General features: G+C 63.1%; 9 protein-coding genes. All 9 read left to right on the top strand.

Going from position 1 to position 18,160, the window contains the following annotated elements; all coding sequences use genetic code 11:
• The first annotated feature begins 810 nt into the window (after positions 1 to 810).
• The 9 genes from ABH922_RS23220 to ABH922_RS23180 all read left to right on the top strand — a co-directional run bounded on the left by ABH922_RS23220 (position 811) and on the right by ABH922_RS23180 (position 18,122).
• Positions 811 to 3,198 carry a hypothetical protein gene (locus ABH922_RS23220; RefSeq protein ID WP_424809171.1) on the top strand — a complete coding sequence of 796 codons (2,388 nt, stop codon included), beginning with the start codon at positions 811 to 813 and terminating at the stop codon, positions 3,196 to 3,198.
• An 88-nt stretch (positions 3,199 to 3,286) separates the two neighbouring features.
• Positions 3,287 to 4,252 (top strand): hypothetical protein, encoded by a 966-nt coding sequence (locus ABH922_RS23215; protein ID WP_424809170.1) that lies wholly within the window; start codon positions 3,287 to 3,289, stop codon positions 4,250 to 4,252.
• Positions 4,252 to 6,951, top strand: coding sequence for a beta-ketoacyl synthase N-terminal-like domain-containing protein (locus ABH922_RS23210; RefSeq protein ID WP_424809169.1), 2,700 nt, complete (start codon positions 4,252 to 4,254; stop codon positions 6,949 to 6,951). The genes ABH922_RS23215 and ABH922_RS23210 overlap by 1 nt, the downstream gene beginning before the upstream one ends.
• Positions 6,948 to 9,995 carry an AMP-binding protein gene (locus ABH922_RS23205; RefSeq protein WP_424809168.1) on the top strand — a complete coding sequence of 1,016 codons (3,048 nt, stop codon included), beginning with the start codon at positions 6,948 to 6,950 and terminating at the stop codon, positions 9,993 to 9,995. Before ABH922_RS23210 ends, ABH922_RS23205 begins: the two co-directional genes overlap by 4 nt.
• A gap of 52 nt (positions 9,996 to 10,047) precedes the next feature.
• A complete protein-coding gene (locus ABH922_RS23200) occupies positions 10,048 to 13,587 on the top strand; it encodes an AMP-binding protein (protein ID WP_424809167.1) in 3,540 nt (1,179 codons plus the stop codon).
• The gene (locus tag ABH922_RS23195; RefSeq protein WP_424809166.1) at positions 13,584 to 13,865 is read left to right on the top strand and encodes an acyl carrier protein; all 282 of its coding nucleotides are present in this window, start codon (positions 13,584 to 13,586) and stop codon (positions 13,863 to 13,865) included. Before ABH922_RS23200 ends, ABH922_RS23195 begins: the two co-directional genes overlap by 4 nt.
• Entirely contained in the window at positions 13,862 to 14,956 is a 1,095-nt protein-coding gene (locus ABH922_RS23190; protein WP_424809165.1) for an SDR family oxidoreductase, read from the top strand. The genes ABH922_RS23195 and ABH922_RS23190 overlap by 4 nt, the downstream gene beginning before the upstream one ends.
• Positions 14,944 to 15,633, top strand: a complete 690-nt coding sequence (locus ABH922_RS23185; RefSeq protein WP_424809164.1) for an ABC transporter ATP-binding protein — start codon at positions 14,944 to 14,946, stop codon at positions 15,631 to 15,633. Before ABH922_RS23190 ends, ABH922_RS23185 begins: the two co-directional genes overlap by 13 nt.
• Complete coding sequence (locus ABH922_RS23180) at positions 15,633 to 18,122, top strand: FtsX-like permease family protein (RefSeq protein WP_424809163.1); 2,490 nt, start codon at positions 15,633 to 15,635, stop codon at positions 18,120 to 18,122. Before ABH922_RS23185 ends, ABH922_RS23180 begins: the two co-directional genes overlap by 1 nt.
• Positions 18,123 to 18,160: the final 38 nt, after the last annotated feature.

Below are 18,160 nucleotides of genomic sequence, written 5' to 3'. Positions count from 1 at the left end.
GGGAGCGGAAATTCAGACCGACTAGTGAGATCGAAGTTCGACGGGCCTGGTAAAACTGGTTCTTTCCGAACGTGCCTACAGGGGAGGCTGCTGACGGCAGCCATGGATGGTCGAGATCGGTGCCGATCTGGTTGTCGGTGACAGGCGGCGATCGGACCTCGGACGATACACTCAGTGTCGTCGGATCTCCGGTGCCTCCGTTCAATTCGGCATGATCGGTCCATCGAATGTCGAGTATTCGTTCGATCGACCGTAATGGTCGAACCGGTCGGACTTCGGAGAATGCCCGATGGTCGGCGGGATCGATACTTTATCGTGTCGTGCGCAGGTTCGTGATTGTAGAGCGATTGATCGTTACTTCAATTCGAGGGGGAGTTCTTTATATGCTGCCGACATTTCGATATGACGCTGTCTATAGTCGTGCGCGGTGTGTGCTATAACTCGATATTAGCTGAGAATTGACAGACAAGTCGAGTGGCCGAAGAACTCCAGATAGTCGCGCTATTACTTACGTAAAAGCCGTGTAGCTGTGTTCGATCGATTGTTATCGGCCGGTGGAAGGCCGGGATATATCGATTGCCACAAAAAAGTGATCGGGTTATGTTCATCGTCGGAGAATATGAATCTCGCCCCGCCAGTCCAGTCGCCTCGACGCCCAGTCGGCGGCTCGGGGCGATCGCGAATCCGGCATCGAGGCCGAACTACCACCGATGACAGTGTGCAGCAATGCTCCGCCCCGTCGCGACCGGACGGCCGTGAAGTGGCCTTCGGAACCGCCGGAACAGGTGGACATCGACCGGAAGGGTACGCATGAGAGATGCAGTGGATCGGATACCCCGGGTGCCCGATCGAGGGCACGAAAACGAAGTGGCGCGGCAGCGTCGAATGGAATGGATTCGTGAAGAGACCGGAAAACCGTTGCAGTCGTTGGGCCGCTTCGACCTGAATCCGGCACGGCTGGTCGGCAATATCGAGAACCTGGTGGGGAGCGTCGAGATTCCGGTAGGCCTGGCGGGCCCACTGCTATTTCAGGGTGAGCACGCGGTCGGATGGATCACGGCACCGTTCGCAACCACTGAGGGCGCTCTGGTGGCATCCGCAACCCGTGGGGCACATGCAGTTTCGCGCTGCGGCGGAACCGCGACACGAGTGTTGGGTCAGAGAATGGTCCGGGCGCCCCGCTTCGATCTCGATGACGTGGTGGCTGCACAACGATTCGGGCGGTGGGCTGTTGCTCACCAGGACACCATCGCGGCTCTGATCACCGACGTGTCCTCGCACGCGAAGTTGATCGATCTCGAGCCCGTACAGATCGGCCGGAGTGTCGACTTGTTGTTCGTGTACGAGACCGGAGACGCGTCGGGACAGAACATGACCACGGCATGTACCTGGCGGGCCTGTCAGTGGATCGACGACCAGCTTCGAGGTGATCCTCGGATCGGTCTTCGTTCGTACTTCGTCGAGGGCAATGCCGCCGGCGACAAGAAGCTCAGCCAGCGCTCTCTGGTCAATGGGCGCGGAACACGAGTTACCGCTGAGTGTTTCGTCGACGGTGCGACGCTGGAACGGGTCTTGAAGGTGAGCCAGGCCGACATCATCCGGGCGTTCGACATGGGTGTAGTGGGTTCTGCTCTCAGCGGTTCGGTCAGCTCGAACATCAACGTCGCCAATGCCGTTGCGGCGTTGTTCGCGGCCACCGGCCAGGACATCGCATGCGTTCACGAGTCCGGAGTCGGGATACTGGCGATCGAGGCGGACGGTGACGGAATCTACGCCTCGATGTTGCTTCCGTGCCTGGCGGTCGGCACTGTCGGTGGTGGCACACATCTTCCGCAGCAGGCGAACTATCTCGAAATGATCGGGTGCGGCGGAACCGGAACGGCGGGTCGACTCGCCGAGGTGATCGCCGGTTTCTCCCTCGCCCTGGATCTCTCGACGCTGGCGGCAGTCAGTGGTGGCCAATTCGCCACCGCTCACGAAAGACTCGGTCGCAATCGTCCGGTCCGATGGTTCACCGAGATGGACTTGACCGCGGACTTCTTCGCCCCGATGATCGCCGCCTCGGGTACAGGGCGATCCCCCGAGGCGGCGATAGAGGCCGTCAAGATAGTCGGTAGCGCGACCGAAGCCAGTGTGATCAGCGAGCTGACCCACCGGGTCAGCACGCAGAAACTGGTCGGTGTCATTGCGGTGGACATTCACCTGGTCGACGATCCGGACCCGCTGGAAGTTATGGTGAAATCGAAGCCGCTCGACGACGAAATCATCTTGGCCGCACAGCGGTTGGTCTCGATTGCGGGCGGATCACTGGCGCAGGAGTGGGCCGGCGGAACCGACGCCGGTGGATTCCTCGGAACCCATCTGCGCGAGCTGGAGCTGTACCGGAATCCGGGACCGCTGCGGCGAATCATGCCTGTTTGTTACGGCATTCACCAGGTCGCCGAACGCGAGGCGTATCTGCTGGTCCTCGAGCGGCTCGGGGACGACGTCATACTCAAGGACTCGGCAGACCGGCCGCAGGACTGGAGCGCAGAATACGTCGACACTGCTCTGCGCGGTATCGCGACGGTGCACGGGCACTGGTACGGGAAAGCCGACGAGCTGTTCGCCGAGCCGTGCCTGGGGCCCAGTACCGCCGCACCGCGGCTGGTGGCGATGCGCGAGCTGTGGCGTGGGTTGTTCGAACATCACCGGCGGGAGCACCCCGGCGTGATCACCGCGTCGTGGCTGCAATCCATCCAGGAGCGGATAGACTCGATCGGTGACTGGTGGTCCGAAATCGAATCCATGCCGAGGACTCTCGTCCACAACGATTTCAACTCCCGCAACATCGCGTTACGCAAGCCTGATCACCGAAGTGAAACGCACGAATTGGTCGCCTACGACTGGGAACTTGCCACAGTTCACCTCCCGCAACGTGACTTGGCAGAGCTGCTCTCCTACGTACTGACTCCGGACGTCTCCCGTGCGACCGTCGACCGGCACGTCGAATGTCATCGGCTCGCGGTTCAGGACGCCGCCGGCGTCGACGTCGACCCGGTCGTGTGGCGACGCGGCTACCGACTGGCATTGATCGACTTCGTCATTCGTCGACTGTCGCTGTACCTGCTGGTGCATTCGGAGCACCGTCTCACGTTCGTCGAGCGGGTACTGGCGACGGCGAAACATCTGGACGAACTCGAACAGCAGGTGCCGTGAGCCGGCCCGATCGGTACCGGTCTCCCCGCTCGGGAATCGGGACCGCACACCATCGCCGAGAAACTCTCCTGTCGATAGGAATCTTATTGTGACCACAACGTCCGCAACTCTCACATCACCGTTCGTCGTTCGACTGACTGCGTATTCGAACGAACGTTTCCCCGTATGGCAAGTCATCGGCGAATTCCCGATGTTCTTGTCGGCGTTCCTGTTCGGTCAGGCCATCGCCGGCAAGAACACGGAATTCACACCATTGCTCTTCGCGGGTTTCGTGGCGTTCGTCGCCTACACCTTGCTGGTGCGGGTGATCGACGACCACAAGGACCAGGCCCACGACAACGAGCACTATCCCGAGCGGGTACTTCAGCGCGGACTCGTCACGTACACACACTTGAAGATCATCGGTGTGATCTGCATCGTCGCGTCGATTGTCGTTTCGCTGGTTGCCGACCGGGGCATCGGGCTGGTGACAATGTGGTGGGTCTTCATCTTCGTCACCAACAATCTGATGCAACTCGTCCAGGTCAAGATTCCGGCCATCGGCGAATGGCTGGAATCGCGTCGAGTGATCCTGGCACTGACCGTCATTCCTTTCTGGGGACTGGGATCGGTCTGGGTCGCGCAGATGGGAGCAGGCGAGAGGGGGCTGTCGGTACAGGTGTGGTGGCTCGTCGCCGTCTGGTGTGCGGCCGCGTTGTTGCTCGAGATCGCCCGTAAGTCCCGCACCCCGGAAGACACCCGAGCGACCGTGGTGGACTACACCAAGCCGACGTCCTCGTGGACACGCTCGCTCGGGCTGGTCGGCACCGTCGTCACGCTACTCGCATTGGCGGCACTGGTCACGGTGTTGGAATGTGCGTTGCTGTCCTCGAGCGGCCACGGAGTCTGGTGGGCATACCTCGGGATCGGTATCACCCTGTTACTGCCTGCCGGTGCCGCTGCCAGATTCGCTCTGGCACCGTCTCGGGTCCGGGCCAAAGACGTAGCCGAGACGTCGGCCGGGATCTGGGTGATAGGGCAGATCGTCACCGCCGTCGCATTGGTGGTGATCTGATGACCGGATTCGACGACGAATTCGCGATAGTGGGTGTGGCACTGGCGTTACCCGGCGTCGGCGATCTCGATCAATTTCGTGCGGACTTACGTTCCGGCGCTATCCATTTCGAGACTCTCACGCCGGAACAGTCGGCGAGATCCGGCCTGAGCGCCGCGGAGATCGGCCGCAGCGACTACGTTCCCGTCGCATCGCCGCTCCCGGACGCCGAGTACTTCGATCGAGAGTTCTTCCGAATGACCCCGGCGCAGGCGCGAACGGCGGACCCGCAGCAAAGGCTCCTGATCTCGCTGACCCACGACGCGATCGAGTCGTCAGGTATCGACGTGACCACCAAGCGTTTCGGGTCGTACCTGAGTTCGTCGGTGTCGACGTACCCGTCCGGATCGCAGTTACCTCGTGCCGATGCCGCTCGCCTCGACTACCAGGCGCTCTTCGGTCAGGATCGGGACTTCCTCAGTTCGACGGTCGCCTACAAGTTCGGGTTCACCGGACCGGCATTGACGATTCAGAGTGCGTGCTCGAGTTCGCTGGTAAGCCTGCACCAGGCCTGTGCGGGCCTGATGTACGGAGACGTCGACGTGGCGGTGGTCGGAGCGGCTTCCCTTGCCTTTCCGCAAGTTCAGGGCTACCTGTACACCGACGGCGGGGTGTTCTCGCCGACCGGCGAATCACGCCCGTTCGACTCGCGGTCGAACGGGACGGTACGTGGCAGCGGCGGGTGTGTCGTACTGGTCCGGAAACTGGCCGACGCGGTTGCCGACGGAGACAATGTGCTCGGGGTGGTGGTGGCCTCTGCGATCAACAACGACGGCCCGAATCGGATGGGGTACAGCGCGCCGTCGGTTCAGGGCCAGGTGGACGTTCTCGGGCAGGCATTGTCGCGGGCCGGGATCTCTCCCGACGTGGTGGGGTACGTCGAGGCCCACGGAACCGGAACGGCGCTCGGTGATCCCATCGAGTTCAGAGCCCTGTCGACGGCGTACGCAGATCGTGGTTCGCGCAGTAGCCGTTGTTATCTCGGATCTGCCAAGGCCAACTACGGTCATCTCGACGTCGCCGCAGGCATGGTGGGTCTGGTGAAGGCGATGCTCGTCCTCGACTCGGGTGAGGTGTTTCCGCAGCCGGGCTACATCGAACCGAACCCGAGTCTCGAGCTCGATTCCTCGAGTTTTCAGATCACCGAGTCGCTCGTCACCCCACCCGGTCTCGAATACGCTGCGGTGAGTTCGTTCGGTATGGGGGGCACCAATTCTCACGTTATTCTACGACGCCCGGCGCGGCGCGATCGAGATACTCCGGTCCATGTGGAGGAACCGGTGACGGTGACCCTGACGGCACGTTCGACGCAGACGTTGGCTCGCTATCGTCACCGGCTGGCGTCGTATCTCGGTGATCACGGCGATCTGGGTCTGCACGACGTCGTGACGACACTGCGGACTCGGACTCGGCACGCACACGTGTGGAATACCCGTGTCTCGTCGGTCGAGGAGTTGGTCGCGAGCCTCGGCAACGACGAATCCAACTTGTACACGGCGGAATCAGAGATCGAAGGTTCGCGGATCTGGCTGCCGCCGGTGCCGCTCGATCGTGTGCCGTGCAGCTCCCCCGTCGCCGCACCTCGTCCGCCGGCAACCGAGCCGTCCCGACCTGGAGTCGCACACTCCGTCGGTGACGTCTTCCTGCAATTGGTGAGGGACGAATTGGGTCCGGACATCGAGGGGAGTACCGACTTCTTCGATGCGGGCGGTGAATCCATCACTCTCGTGTCGCTGGTCGGAAAGCTGACGGACATGACGGGATCGGCCGTCGACTTCGACCGACTCGACGGAGCAAGTACCGTGGGAGAGATGGCCGCTGCGCTGTCCGGCCAGTTCGGTACGGGCGACTCGACGCCGAGCCCGGCGATCACTTTCGGTAGTGGCAGACCCCGGATTCACCTTTGTCCTCCGGCGGGCGGGACCAATTTCTGTTATGCCGCACTCTCTCGCGTACTACCGCGCATGCCGATGTCGGCTTTCCGTGCGTCGAAGAGCGCGACGGTGGAGGAGATCGCTGCCGAATGCATCGAGACCATGCGCGCGAGCGGCGAGCTCGACGGCCGGCCGGTACTGGGTGGCTACTCCTTCGGCGGGACCGTGGCGTTCGAGATCGCCAGACAGCTCGAGGAGTCCGCCGGAGCCGCACCACGCGCCGTGATCATGATCGATTCCTTCGCGCCGCATTCATTTGTCGGAGAGCGGGAGGATGTGGACCGGATGGCCGACGGTGTGGAGAAGCTGTGGACCACGGCAACCGCCGGCGGCGACGGTGTCGGCGGTGTCGGTGGGCTCGACGGCGTCGAGGCCGCCGGTAGCGGTGTCCTGCGCTCGTTCAGGTCGTTGTGGATGTCCAATACCGAGGCACTTGCCGGTTATTCGCCGTCCGGTCGTATCCGCGCTCCCATCAAATTGATTCGGGCGCAACGTCCGTTCGACGAATCATGGGCCGACGCGTTGGGGATGGACATGGTCAAGGCTGCGCAGTGGCAGGACTACACCGATTCCACGGTGGAGGTGGTCGAAGCCCCTGGCGACCACTACTCGTTGTTCACGGATCCGAAGAGCCTCGATGTCGTCGCCGCCGAGTTCTCCCGATTTCTCGACGAGATCGACGTCGATGTGCGGGCGCGACAAGTGGAAAGTGTTGGTAACCGATGAGATCCGCCAGCCCGGTCCAACGTCAATTCGTACTCGCCTCGAAATTGCGCCCGCATGATCCGTCGTCCAACTGGTCGCTTCTCTCGCGGGCACCCGCCGGTACGGACCCGAATCGACTCGCCCTGTCCATCGAGTCGGTACTGCATGCACAGCGTAGTTGGAACGAAGTGTTCGACCTGACGCCCGCCGGCGATGTGGTGGTCGAGTCAACACCGATCAGAGTACCTTGCCCGGTGGTGCGGTATGCCAACGTGGTGTCGGTGCAGGCGAAGGTGCAACGGCTTGCCGACGTCGCGTTCGATCTGTCCAGAGCGCCGTTGTACTACACGGAAGTCGCCGTGGTCGACGAGCAGGTATATGTCATGTTGATCGGTGCGCACGTGATATCGGACGGCTTCGGTTTCTACAATCTGATTCGCGACTTCGACGGTAGCTACGGTTCGAGCGACTACGTCAGTGCGGCCACCGCATCGGCGGCCGACATCGTCGACGACTACGCCCATCCGCTCGAAAGCGCCGTGAGGCACTACGGTTCGGTATTCGAGGGTCTGGACCATCTGCACGTACAGGAGTGGGACAGACGCGACGGAAAGGCCCGGATACCCGGATCGATCACGCGTCATTCGTTCGACTCGACGCTGTACTCGGCGGCGGGCGAGGTATCGCGTGCGCTGGGCATACGTCGCTACTCGGTTCTGCTGAGCGCCTTCGCTCTGACCGTTCACGCGCTCACCGGGGAGCGGACCGTCGTGGTGTCCACTCCGATGTCGAATCGCCGATCCGGACCGGATGCGGCGTCGACCCGCGGTGTCCGGGTGAATGCGCTGCCGGTCCGATTCGACGTCACCACCGAACGGAGTTTCGCGGACCTGGCGCGTGCCACGGACGATCAGGTCGCTGCCCTGACGGAATACGAGCAGTGGGCCTTCTCGGAATTCTCTCGAACGTTGTTTCCCGCCGAGTCGATGGACTCGACGCAGCCTTCTGCCGCGTTCACGGTATATCCGCAGCCGTTGGCCGTGACGGTGGACGGGGTTCGGGGACGTTCGATGCCTGTGGACCGACGCTACGTGCAGTACCCGCTCACGATGAACGTCGAGATCGACGGGGACGAGGTCACGTTGATCGTGGAGAAGTCCGGACATCTGCCCCGTTGTGACGTGGCGGCGCTCTACACCGGGATCGTCGGTCAGGTTTTGGAGAGCGGTGGAGCGATACCGCTGCCGGACATCGTGTGGACCGACACCGACCTCGACGCCATCGCAGACGACATAGAGCCGGACCGGTCATCGACGGTGCTCGAACAATTCGCTCAATGTGTTCGACGGCAACCGGATACATGGGCTGTCGTCGCTCCGGACGCCAAGGTCAGCTACCGCAGGTTGGACGAGATGTCCGATCGTGCTGCGGCGTGGATCGCGTCGCGCACCGCAGACGAGTTCGTCGGCCTCGGCCTCGACCCGTCGGTCCGTTACGTGGTCTTCCTCCTCGGGGTATGGAAGGCGCGCCGAATCGCCGTGCCGATCGACACGGCGATGGCGCGGACCCGCGTCTGCCAGATTGTCGAGCGATGTGGCGGTCTGGCCGTGATCTCGACCGATACGTCGCTCGAGAAGGTGGTAGGAGCGCGAGTTCTGGTTCCGCCGAGTAGATTCGATGATCCTCGACCATCGATCGAGTTTCCCGACCCGGACGGTACGGCGTATCTCCTCTTCACTTCGGGTACGACCGGAATACCCAAGGGAGTCCAGATCTCCCATCGATCGGTTGGGGAGTTCGCGGAGGCCGCCCGTGGTGCGCTCGGGATCGGTGCCGGGAAACGATGGCTGCTGTTTCATTCGATCTCGTTCGACATCTCGTTCGCGGAATTGTTCGGGTCGCTCCTCGGCGGCGGAACGTTGTACATTCCGGCGCCGGAAGTCAAGCGTGATGCCGTAGCGCTCGCCGAGTTCGTCGTGTCGAACGAGATCGAGATCCTGTCACAGACGCCGTCGGCGTTCACGACGATCTCGGCTCGACTGCACCGCGCACCGGCGTTGACCCACGTTCTCTTCTGTGGCGAGAGACTCGAGTTCGAGACGGTCGCGGCATTCGTGCGATCGCGTCCCGACGTCCGCATGATCAACTGCTACGGGATCACCGAAACCACGATCTACCACACCGCCTTCGTTCTTCCACCGGATCCGGCGGACTTCCCGGCGCGATCGGTGATCGGTGTGCCGTTTCGCGGTGTCGCAATGGCTGTCGTCGACGAGCACCTTCGAGTACTCCCTCAGGGTGTACCGGGGCAGTTGGTGGTCGGCGGATGGGGCGTGATGCAAGGCTATCTCGGCGACGACGAGGCCACGCGGAGCCGGGTGGTGGTGGTCGGTGACCGTCGTTGGTACCTGACCGGCGATCACGGCTACCGCGATGATCGCGGCGCTCTGGTGATACTGGGTCGAATGGATCGCCAGGTGAAGATCCGCGGTCACCGGCTCGAGTTGGGTGAGATCGAGTACGCGGTGTACCGAACCGGTAAGGTCGCCAGTGCGCACGCCATGGTGTTCGGCTCGGGATTGACAGCCGAATTGACGTGTTTCGTAGTGCTGCTGGACCGTTCGACCTCCGCAGCGGAACTACGCGGCGACGTGCGGGCGCTGTTGCCGCGCTATTTCGAACCCGACCGCTTCGTACTGGTCGAGGATCTTCCCGTCAATACGAGCGGAAAGGTGGACGCCAAGGCGCTCGGTCAACTACGTGATGTCGAGATGGGTTCTGCAGTAATCGAATCGGAGATCATCGACACCGAAGTGGGATTGCATGTCGGTACGGTGGTGCGGGAGGTCTGGGTAGAGGTGCTCGGCAGTGACGATTTCGACGGGTCCACCAGGTTCTTCGACGCCGGCGGAAATTCGGCCTCTCTTCTGCAGGTTCGCGAGCGGCTACACGCCAGAATCGCAGATATCGATCTGGAGATGGTGGATCTGTTCGAGCACTGTACGCCCGACCTGTTGACGTCGTACCTGTCCAACCGAGTGCCTGCTGACAGTGTCAGTCGTTAGAAAACGTTGTAGTGCAGCGGAATCAGGTCCGATCGAAAGGGGAGGAATCACGATGGTTGGAAAAGCGGCGGTACTCGCGACCAGCGATTGCGACGAGTACCGCGCGGTCTGCGGTTGGCTCGAATCGGCATCGCCGCACAGCGGCATCCTGTTGGCCGACGAGGCCGACGGCTGGTCGCACAGGTCCTATCGGGAGATTGCCGACCAGGCTTTGCGAATGGCCTCGGAGTTGTCGCACGCGGCGCCGACGGGCTCGGGGGAGTCCAATGCGGGGATCTGCATAGTGTTGCCCACGGACTACCTCTGCGTGTCGGCGATCTACGCGGCGTGGGCGGCCGGAGCCGGTGTGACATTGGTGCCCCCACCGGTATTCGGAGGTGGTGAGGAATACGAGCGGCATCTGTCCGCGATCCTCGTCCAGGCCCAGCCGCGGTTGGTCGTGACGTCCGCGCATCTTTTGGCACTCGTCACTCGGGTGATGAGGTCGTCGGGAACGTCCGGAGATCCGATCGTGGCAGATCAGGGGGTGTCCTGCCCGCCGCGCTCGTCCGGTGCGGCGCTCACACTTGCGGCCCGGTCTCCGCTGCGAGGGTCCGACACCGCTCTGATCCAGTTCACGTCCGGCTCGTCGGGAGTGCCCAAGGGGGTGCGGATCAGTTGGAAGAACCTCGCCGCGAACATCGCGATGATTCTCGCCGCTGTCGACTGGCGTCGCGGGGACACGACGGTGTCCTGGCTCCCGCTCTATCACGACATGGGCCTGGTGGGCGGGTTGCTCAGTACGGTTGCCGAACAGGGGAATCTGAAGCTGATGCGCCCTGATCAGTTTGTCCGCCAACCTCTGCGCTGGATCAAAGCACTCGAAGGTGCTCAGTACGGGATATCGCCGTCGTTCGGGATGGGATACACCGCTGCTCGGGTCGATCCGGCAGAAATCGAGGGAATCGATCTGTCGGGATTGCGGTCCTTGATCAGTGGTGCGGAACCGATCGACATGAACCACGTCCATGCATTCACCGAGCTTCTGCGTCCGACCGGTTATCGGCCGGAGAGCCTGCGTCCGGCGTACGGTCTCGCCGAATCCACCGTTCTCGTCTCGATGTCGGAGTTCGGGAAATCGCTTGCCGCATTGCGCGTGGACAGCTCGACGCTACGGTTCGGTAGGCCCGTCGGAATCGAGACAGAAGTTCGATACGACGGCTCGCCGTTGCGCGGCGGAGGATGGATGCTGGGCCTCGGCGTGTCCACCGACGCTTCGCGAGTGCGGGTTGTCGACGAAGTGGGCACGACCGTAGCCGACACCGTCCTCGGCGAAATCGTCGTCTCGGGGGATTCGGTGGCCGACGGCTATCACGGTGAGAGCGCCGACGGTTCCACGGCGACTACCGGATCTCGCTTCGTCGACGGTGAATTACACAGTGGTGACGCCGGTTTCATGCGCAATGGGGTTCTCTACGTGGTCGGCCGGATGGGATCGAGCATCAAGGTTCGTGGCAAATCGGTATTCATGGAAGATGTCGACGCGGCACTGTCCAGGGCGACCGGGATATCGAAGCAGAAGTTCGCAGCTGTCGCGTCACAGGCGGCCGGGATGCCTGCCGGAATCATCGTCTTCGTCGAGAATCCGGTCGGGACGTGGGTCGACGAGGCCACAAGGGTGCTGCGGGGTGTTCTCGGGCCGGTACCGCAGATCCGGATCGTCACCGGCGATCGCGGGCTCATCCGCCGGACATCGAGTGGAAAGCCTCGGCGCCGGCTGATGTGGGACCTGTTCGAGGATTCCACGCTCGGTGGCGACTTCACCGTTCACGATCAGATCGACACCGCTACCGAGGCCCCGAGGGCTGCGGTCGAGGAGACGCTGCGCCCCGGAACCAGCGCGCCCGTCACGAATTCCGAGATCCTCGATCTTCTCGACCGCGCACTCGAGTCGGTGGACGTGCCTGCGGAATCTACGTTCGTCCTCGAGGGATCGATAGCGGAAGGCTTCGGGAACGACGGTTCGGACATCGACTTCCTGGCCCTGGTACCCGGTTCGGAGCACGCGCCCGACATGCCCAGCGTCTTGTTCGTCGGTGGCCGACGCGTCGAGATTCGCACACGTTCGACGGCGCAGGTGCTCGAACAGTTCGAGCACGTGCGCCAGGCCCGGAGTGGGAAAGGGTCGGAGCCCGCGTCGCTGCTCGAGCTCGACCAGGACGTGCTGAATCGGTGCCAGCGTTTTCTTCGTTCTCGACTCGTTCGCCAAGGATCGGTCGACGTCGATGCTCTGAGACTCGATCTTCCGTACGACGATTTCGGTGCCGTCATGGCCAATTGGTGGCGCGCGCGAGCCGAGGAATGCCTTCGCCGCGCGGTCGCATTCGCGGCGATGGATTGCATTCCCGAGTCACTCGACTGGGCCAGGGACGGTGTGTTGCAGGCGGCCAAAGGTTGGGCAGCAGAGCGTGGTGAGACGTATCTGGAGTCCAAATGGATGGGACCACAGCTGGACCGGATCGCGGATGGATCGGTCACCGATCGCTACCGTGCGCTCGAGCGCGACCTGCGGGCAGGTGGGCGCGCCGGTACGGACGAATCCGGGATGTTGAGCCGCTCGGTGGACTTCGCTGCGGAGTTGGGCCTCGAACCGGTGGTCAACGACCCGGCGAACGTGGTGTTCACCCGGGTTCGGAACGTCACCTCGTGGCCGATCGACGGGCGGATACACGTGCTGCGTGACGATCACGACGTCTTCGTCCTCTCGGACCGCGGCGCCCAGGCGTGGCGGTCGGTGGTCTTCGGTCGGTCGATCGCACAGACGAGGCAGAGCGCGCCGGGCAGTATCGGCCCGGAACTTGCGGAGTTCGTTCGGCTCGGGCTGGTCGGACTTCGATGGCGTCGCGAGCGACCCATCCGGGCGGCCATGGCGATGTGCAAGGTGAGCGGCCCGTGCACGATCCCGCCGACGGGAATCATGCCGACTCTGGGTATCGGCGGTGGCGTGCGGTCGGCTGCGCAAGTCGCGACACTTTCACCGCTACCTGCCCGCCGCTTCGTCGAATCCGCCTCCACGCTGGTGTGGTCCAACATCGTTGTCGAGAACGCCAGGGAGGATCTGGTCGGTGCACTGGCCCAGCAGCAATGGCAAGTTGCCGAGGCGTCGGCGAACCGTATGATCGCCGGCGCTGTGCGCATGCAACTTTCAGCACTGGGCTGCAGCCCGCTACCGCCCGACGCCGGCGCCGTGTCGACCTTGATTCGGTTGGTGCCCGACACTGTTCCGCGCCGAGAAGACGTCATCGCGTCGGCGCGAGCGGCAGTGGACGTCGGTTCCGGTCGATCGTGGTCGACCGCCGACCACGGCGAGGCATTGGCTTGCCTCGATGAATTCGTCGAGTTGGCCAGGGGAACCGGCGATGTGGCCTTTCCCGCATCTTTCGATTCGTACGAACAGTGGCGTCGCACGTTGGTGATCGCGTACGACTGGCTGCGGCTGGCAGCTTATCTGGACACCGAACTGCCGATCGACGAGGTGCAGGACCTGCTGGCCTCCGGTGGGACACAACCACATCAGAGATCACGTGAAGCAGTGGAGGAGGATGTTCGATGACCGAGTACCAGCGGACGGCCGCGAGCGCCGTAGCCGACCGGACCCGCGTGTTGATTGCGCGAATGGCCCCGGAAACACCCTCGTCGGTCGCCGACGATCAACGTTTGGTCGAAGATCTGGGCTTCGACTCGATCAGGCTCATGGAGTTGGTGATGGCACTCGAGACCTCGTTCGCACTGACCCCACTGAATCAGGAGCAGTTGGTCGAGGTACTCCGAGTGAACGACGTGATCGACCTGATCGCCGGCCACGTCACCGAAGCAGGAGGTCGAGAATGAACAGTGGAAAAGCAATTCTGGTGACGGGTGCGAGCGGGCTCGTCGGCGCCGAGCTCGTGCGTAGACTGCGGGAGCTCGACCGGCCGGTGATCGCCGTGACCCACCGGCAGCCGCACATCGTCGACAGTGCCGGCGGTGTGATCGAGGCCGACGAGTTCTCCGAGAACTGCGGGGCGGTGAGCTTCGTTCGTGGAAACGTCCGTGAGCGCGGATTGGGATTCGATGCGTCGACGACGAAAGCTCTGTCGGAATCGGTGTCCACGATCATCCATTCGGCCGCGACGACGGCTTTCGACGCCCCCGAGCGTGACTACGACGAACTCAACGTCGGCGGCGCTGTGCACACGACCGAACTTGCCGCTGATTGGGACGCGACGTTCGTCTACGTCAGTAGTGCCTACGTGTGTGGTCGTCGAACCGGACTCATCGGTGAAGACGACCTCAGTGACGCCGACCAGTTCTCGAACGGATACGAGCGCAGCAAATACCGCGCCGAGACGTACGTGAAGAACTCCGCCGGCGTGCGCTGGTCGGTGGTTCGGCCCGGGATCGTGACCGGTACGAGCTCCACCGGTGCCATTCGAGACTTCAAGAACCTCTACACCGTGCTCAAATTGATCGTGGAAGGCAAATTGCGGACACTCCCCGGTCGGTACGACGCCGATCTCTCGTTGTCGCCGATCGATCGCGTTGCCGATGTGACGATTGCTGCTGCAACGCAATTCGATCGATCTCGAGGCAAGACGTTCCATGCGGTCGGTGACCGGTCGATCTCGTTGCGCGAGATCTCCGAAGTGCTGTCGGAGTACCCGTCGTTCGAGGTGGCACGCTTCGTCCCGAGTTCGTCGTTCTCCGAGGACGACCTGCCGGACCGTGAGCGCGAGTACTACCGCAGAATCGGCCGGCAGTACACCGGCTATTTCTCGAGTCGACGTACGTTCGACTCGACTGCTGCCGACGAACTGGTCGGTACCCCGTCGCCGGAATCGGGCCAGGAGTATCTGCGCACGCTCCTCGACTTCTGCCTCGAATCCGGCTTCCTCGGAGCTCCTTTGGTCGACGTGGACGAGGTGCTCCGATGCTCGAACTGAGAGGCATATCGAAGGCGTACTCGATAGGAGGGCAGACCGTGCAGGCCCTCGACTCGGTGGATCTCACTTTCGAGGCAGGTACGTTCTCGGCGATCGTGGGGCCGTCCGGAGCCGGGAAGAGCACGCTGCTCCACATTCTCGGAGCACTCGACACTCCCGACTCAGGCTCGGTCACTTTTCAAGGGCAGGACATTCAAAGCTTCGGCGACAACCAACTCTCGGAATTTCGCAGGCACAAAGTCGGTTTCGTGTTCCAGTTCTTCAATCTTCTCCCGACGATGAGCGCCTGGGAGAACGTGGCACTGCCGATGCTCCTGGACGGGGGTACCTTCCGCGCTGCCAAGCCTCGTGCCCTCGAACTTCTCGAACTGGTGGATTTGCAGAACCGGGCCGATCACCGTCCGTCGCAGATGTCGGGCGGCCAGATGCAGCGTGTCGCCGTCGCGCGGGCTTTGATGATGGATGCGCCGTTGATCCTCGCCGACGAGCCGAGCGGTAACCTCGACTCCAAGGCCGGTGCGCAGTTGATGAGTCTGCTGGCGCGGATCGCGCACGAGGACAGCGGCGGGCGGGCGGTCGTCACCGTCACCCACAACGTGGCTGCCGCCGCGGCCACCGACCGGGTAGTCACCCTGCAAGACGGTGGAATCCGCAGTGACACGGCCAGGGTGAGCTGATGCGCTCGGCTCTGAATCGTCTCTGGGTGTTCACGGTTCGTGATCTTCTGGTTCACCGCGGACGAACGACGGCGTCCGTTGCCGTGGTCGTCGTCTCGACTGCGTTACTCGTTGCGGTGCTGTCCGTGATCTCCTCGATCGACCACTCGATCGACCGCCTTGCCGCAGGCATCGGCGGCGATTCGATCCTGGAGGTTTCCGGTGCGTCGGACGGCGGCTTCCCGGCGTCGGTGCGCGACTCCGTCGCAGCGGTACCGGGTGTTGCCACAGCGGTCCCGCTGATCCAGACGTCGGTCACCTCTCCCGCCGGTCCGGTGCTCCTACTCGGCACCGATATCAGCGCCACGGAATTGAACAGCAGTCTTCAATCCGAATTATCAGGTGCAGGAAGCGCTCTGGCCGGCGTGCAGGACGGAGTTCTGGTCGGATCCGGTACCGGGTTCTCGGTGGGGGACACGTTTGCGTTGCAGAACACGACCGTGACGGTGGCCGCAGTGCTCGATTCGGAATCTTCTTCTCGCTTCAACGGTGGTCGTTATGTTCTCGCCCCGCTGGCGTTGGCGCAGCAGGTGGCCTCGAAGGCCGGATACCTGGATTCGGTTCTGATCGTCGGTGAACCCGGTGTGTCCGCAGAATCGTTGACGCCCGGTGTCAGCGCCGCCGTCGACGGTCGCGCCGTGGTCTCCGCGTCCTCGGCCGAACAGACAAAATCGAGCAACGGTGTGACGCTCATCCGCTTCGTCGCGATCTCGGCCGCGTCGATGGCCTTCCTGGTGTCCGGTTTTCTGATCTACACCGCCATGGGAATGGCACTGTCCCAGCGCCGCCCGATCATCTCGATGATGCGCGCCGTCGGCGGGAAACGATCGGGAATCGTCGGTGATCTGCTGTTGGAATCGGTGGTACTGGCGATTGTCGGCGGTGCGCTCGGCTCGGCACTGGGGGTGTTTCTGGGCCGCATCACGATCGGCAGGCTGCCGGATCTGTTCGTGCAGGCGGTCACTGCCGAGATCGAGTTCTCGCCGGCGATCTGGGTGATCCCGGTAGCCGTCGCCGTTGCCGTGGTGATCTGCCTGATCGCGGCGGCACTTGCAGCTCGTGCGATATATCGGGTGTCGCCGGTCGAAGCGCTCGTTCCCGTGGGGGTCTCCACCGTCGACGCCGTGCGCCCACGGACCCGAATCGGGGCAGGCATCGTCGGTGTGGTGTTGGGGGCGATGGCGTTCTACATCGCCACCCAGCAGTCCGGGATCGCAGCGAACCTGGGCATATCCACCATGTTCGGTGCAGAAATTCTCTTGGGATTCGCGCTCGCCGTTCCGATCGTGCGTGCTGCTGCCTTGTTGACCGGGCTGTTCGGCAGTGTGGGAACCTTGGCAGCCGAGTCGATTCGGCGATCCCCCACTCGCGTCTGGGCCACACTGATGACCGTGGCCGTAGCCGTAGCAGTGACCTTCACGGTCACCGCCGGGAACGCCAATGCGGTCGATTCGACGAAGGATTCCTTTGCCGCGTTGGAAGACGTCGATATCTGGATATCCACATCTGCTGCCGGTGAATTCCCCACGGGTCCGATGTTGCCCGCGGATCTACCCGCGCGGATCGGCGCTCTCCCCGGGGTGTCGAAAGTGGTCGAGGAACAGGCAGGCTACGTGGCGCTCGGTGACCAGCGGGCGATGGTGTTCGGGTTGGCGCCCGGCGCGGCCAGCCCCATGACAGCGGTCGTGGACACCGCGGTGCGCGAGACGGTGGACGCCGGCGACGGCGTGATCGTCTCGCGTGATCTGGCCGCGTCGCTCGAACTCGGTGTCGGCGACCAGTTGCTCATGCAGACGCCGGCCGGCACCCGAGCTGCACCGATTCTGGCGACAGTGCCGTTCTTCTCCGCCCTCAACGGGGCGGTGTCCATGTCCCTGCCGCAGATGCAGGACTGGTTCGGGCGGGCCGGGGCGTCGGAACTCGAGGTGCACCTGGACCCCGGTAGCGATGTAGAGAGGTCCCTGGCATCGGTTCGTGCGCAACTACCGGCGGGCGTGTCGGCGTACACCGGGGCTGCTGCCGTCGCGGGTTTCGGTGAATCCCTCGATCAAGCCACTGTTCTCAACAACATGCTCTCGATCATCGTGATCGTCATAGCCGGTGTCGCGCTGCTCAACACGTTGCTGCTCTCCGTCATCGAGAGGCGACGCGAACTCGGGGTTCTGCGTGCGGTGGGTGCCAGTGGCCGGTTCTCCACGGCGATGATCCTTGCCGAGGCCGCGGGGATCGCGATAGTCGGCGGGGCGCTCGGACTGATATTCGGTACCGTGCAGCAGCGGGTGTCCGACTACGCGTCGTCGCAGGCCTGGAATGTGGACGTACGTTTCGTACCGGTCCCGCTGGCGTTCGTCTTTGCTGCAGGTGCTCTCGCGCTCTGCCTGCTCGGAGCCCTACCGCCGGCCTTTCGGGCCGCCAGGATGAACATCATCGAAGCGATCGGCGCCCGCTGACGATCCGGGCCGTTCATCCCGGAGTGTCGCTCACTTCC

Source organism: Rhodococcus sp. 27YEA15, from assembly GCF_049739425.1.
Classification (GTDB): domain Bacteria; phylum Actinomycetota; class Actinomycetes; order Mycobacteriales; family Mycobacteriaceae; genus Rhodococcus_F.
The sequence above is the reverse complement of the archived record's forward strand: the minus strand, read 5'-3'. Positions and strand labels throughout refer to the sequence as shown.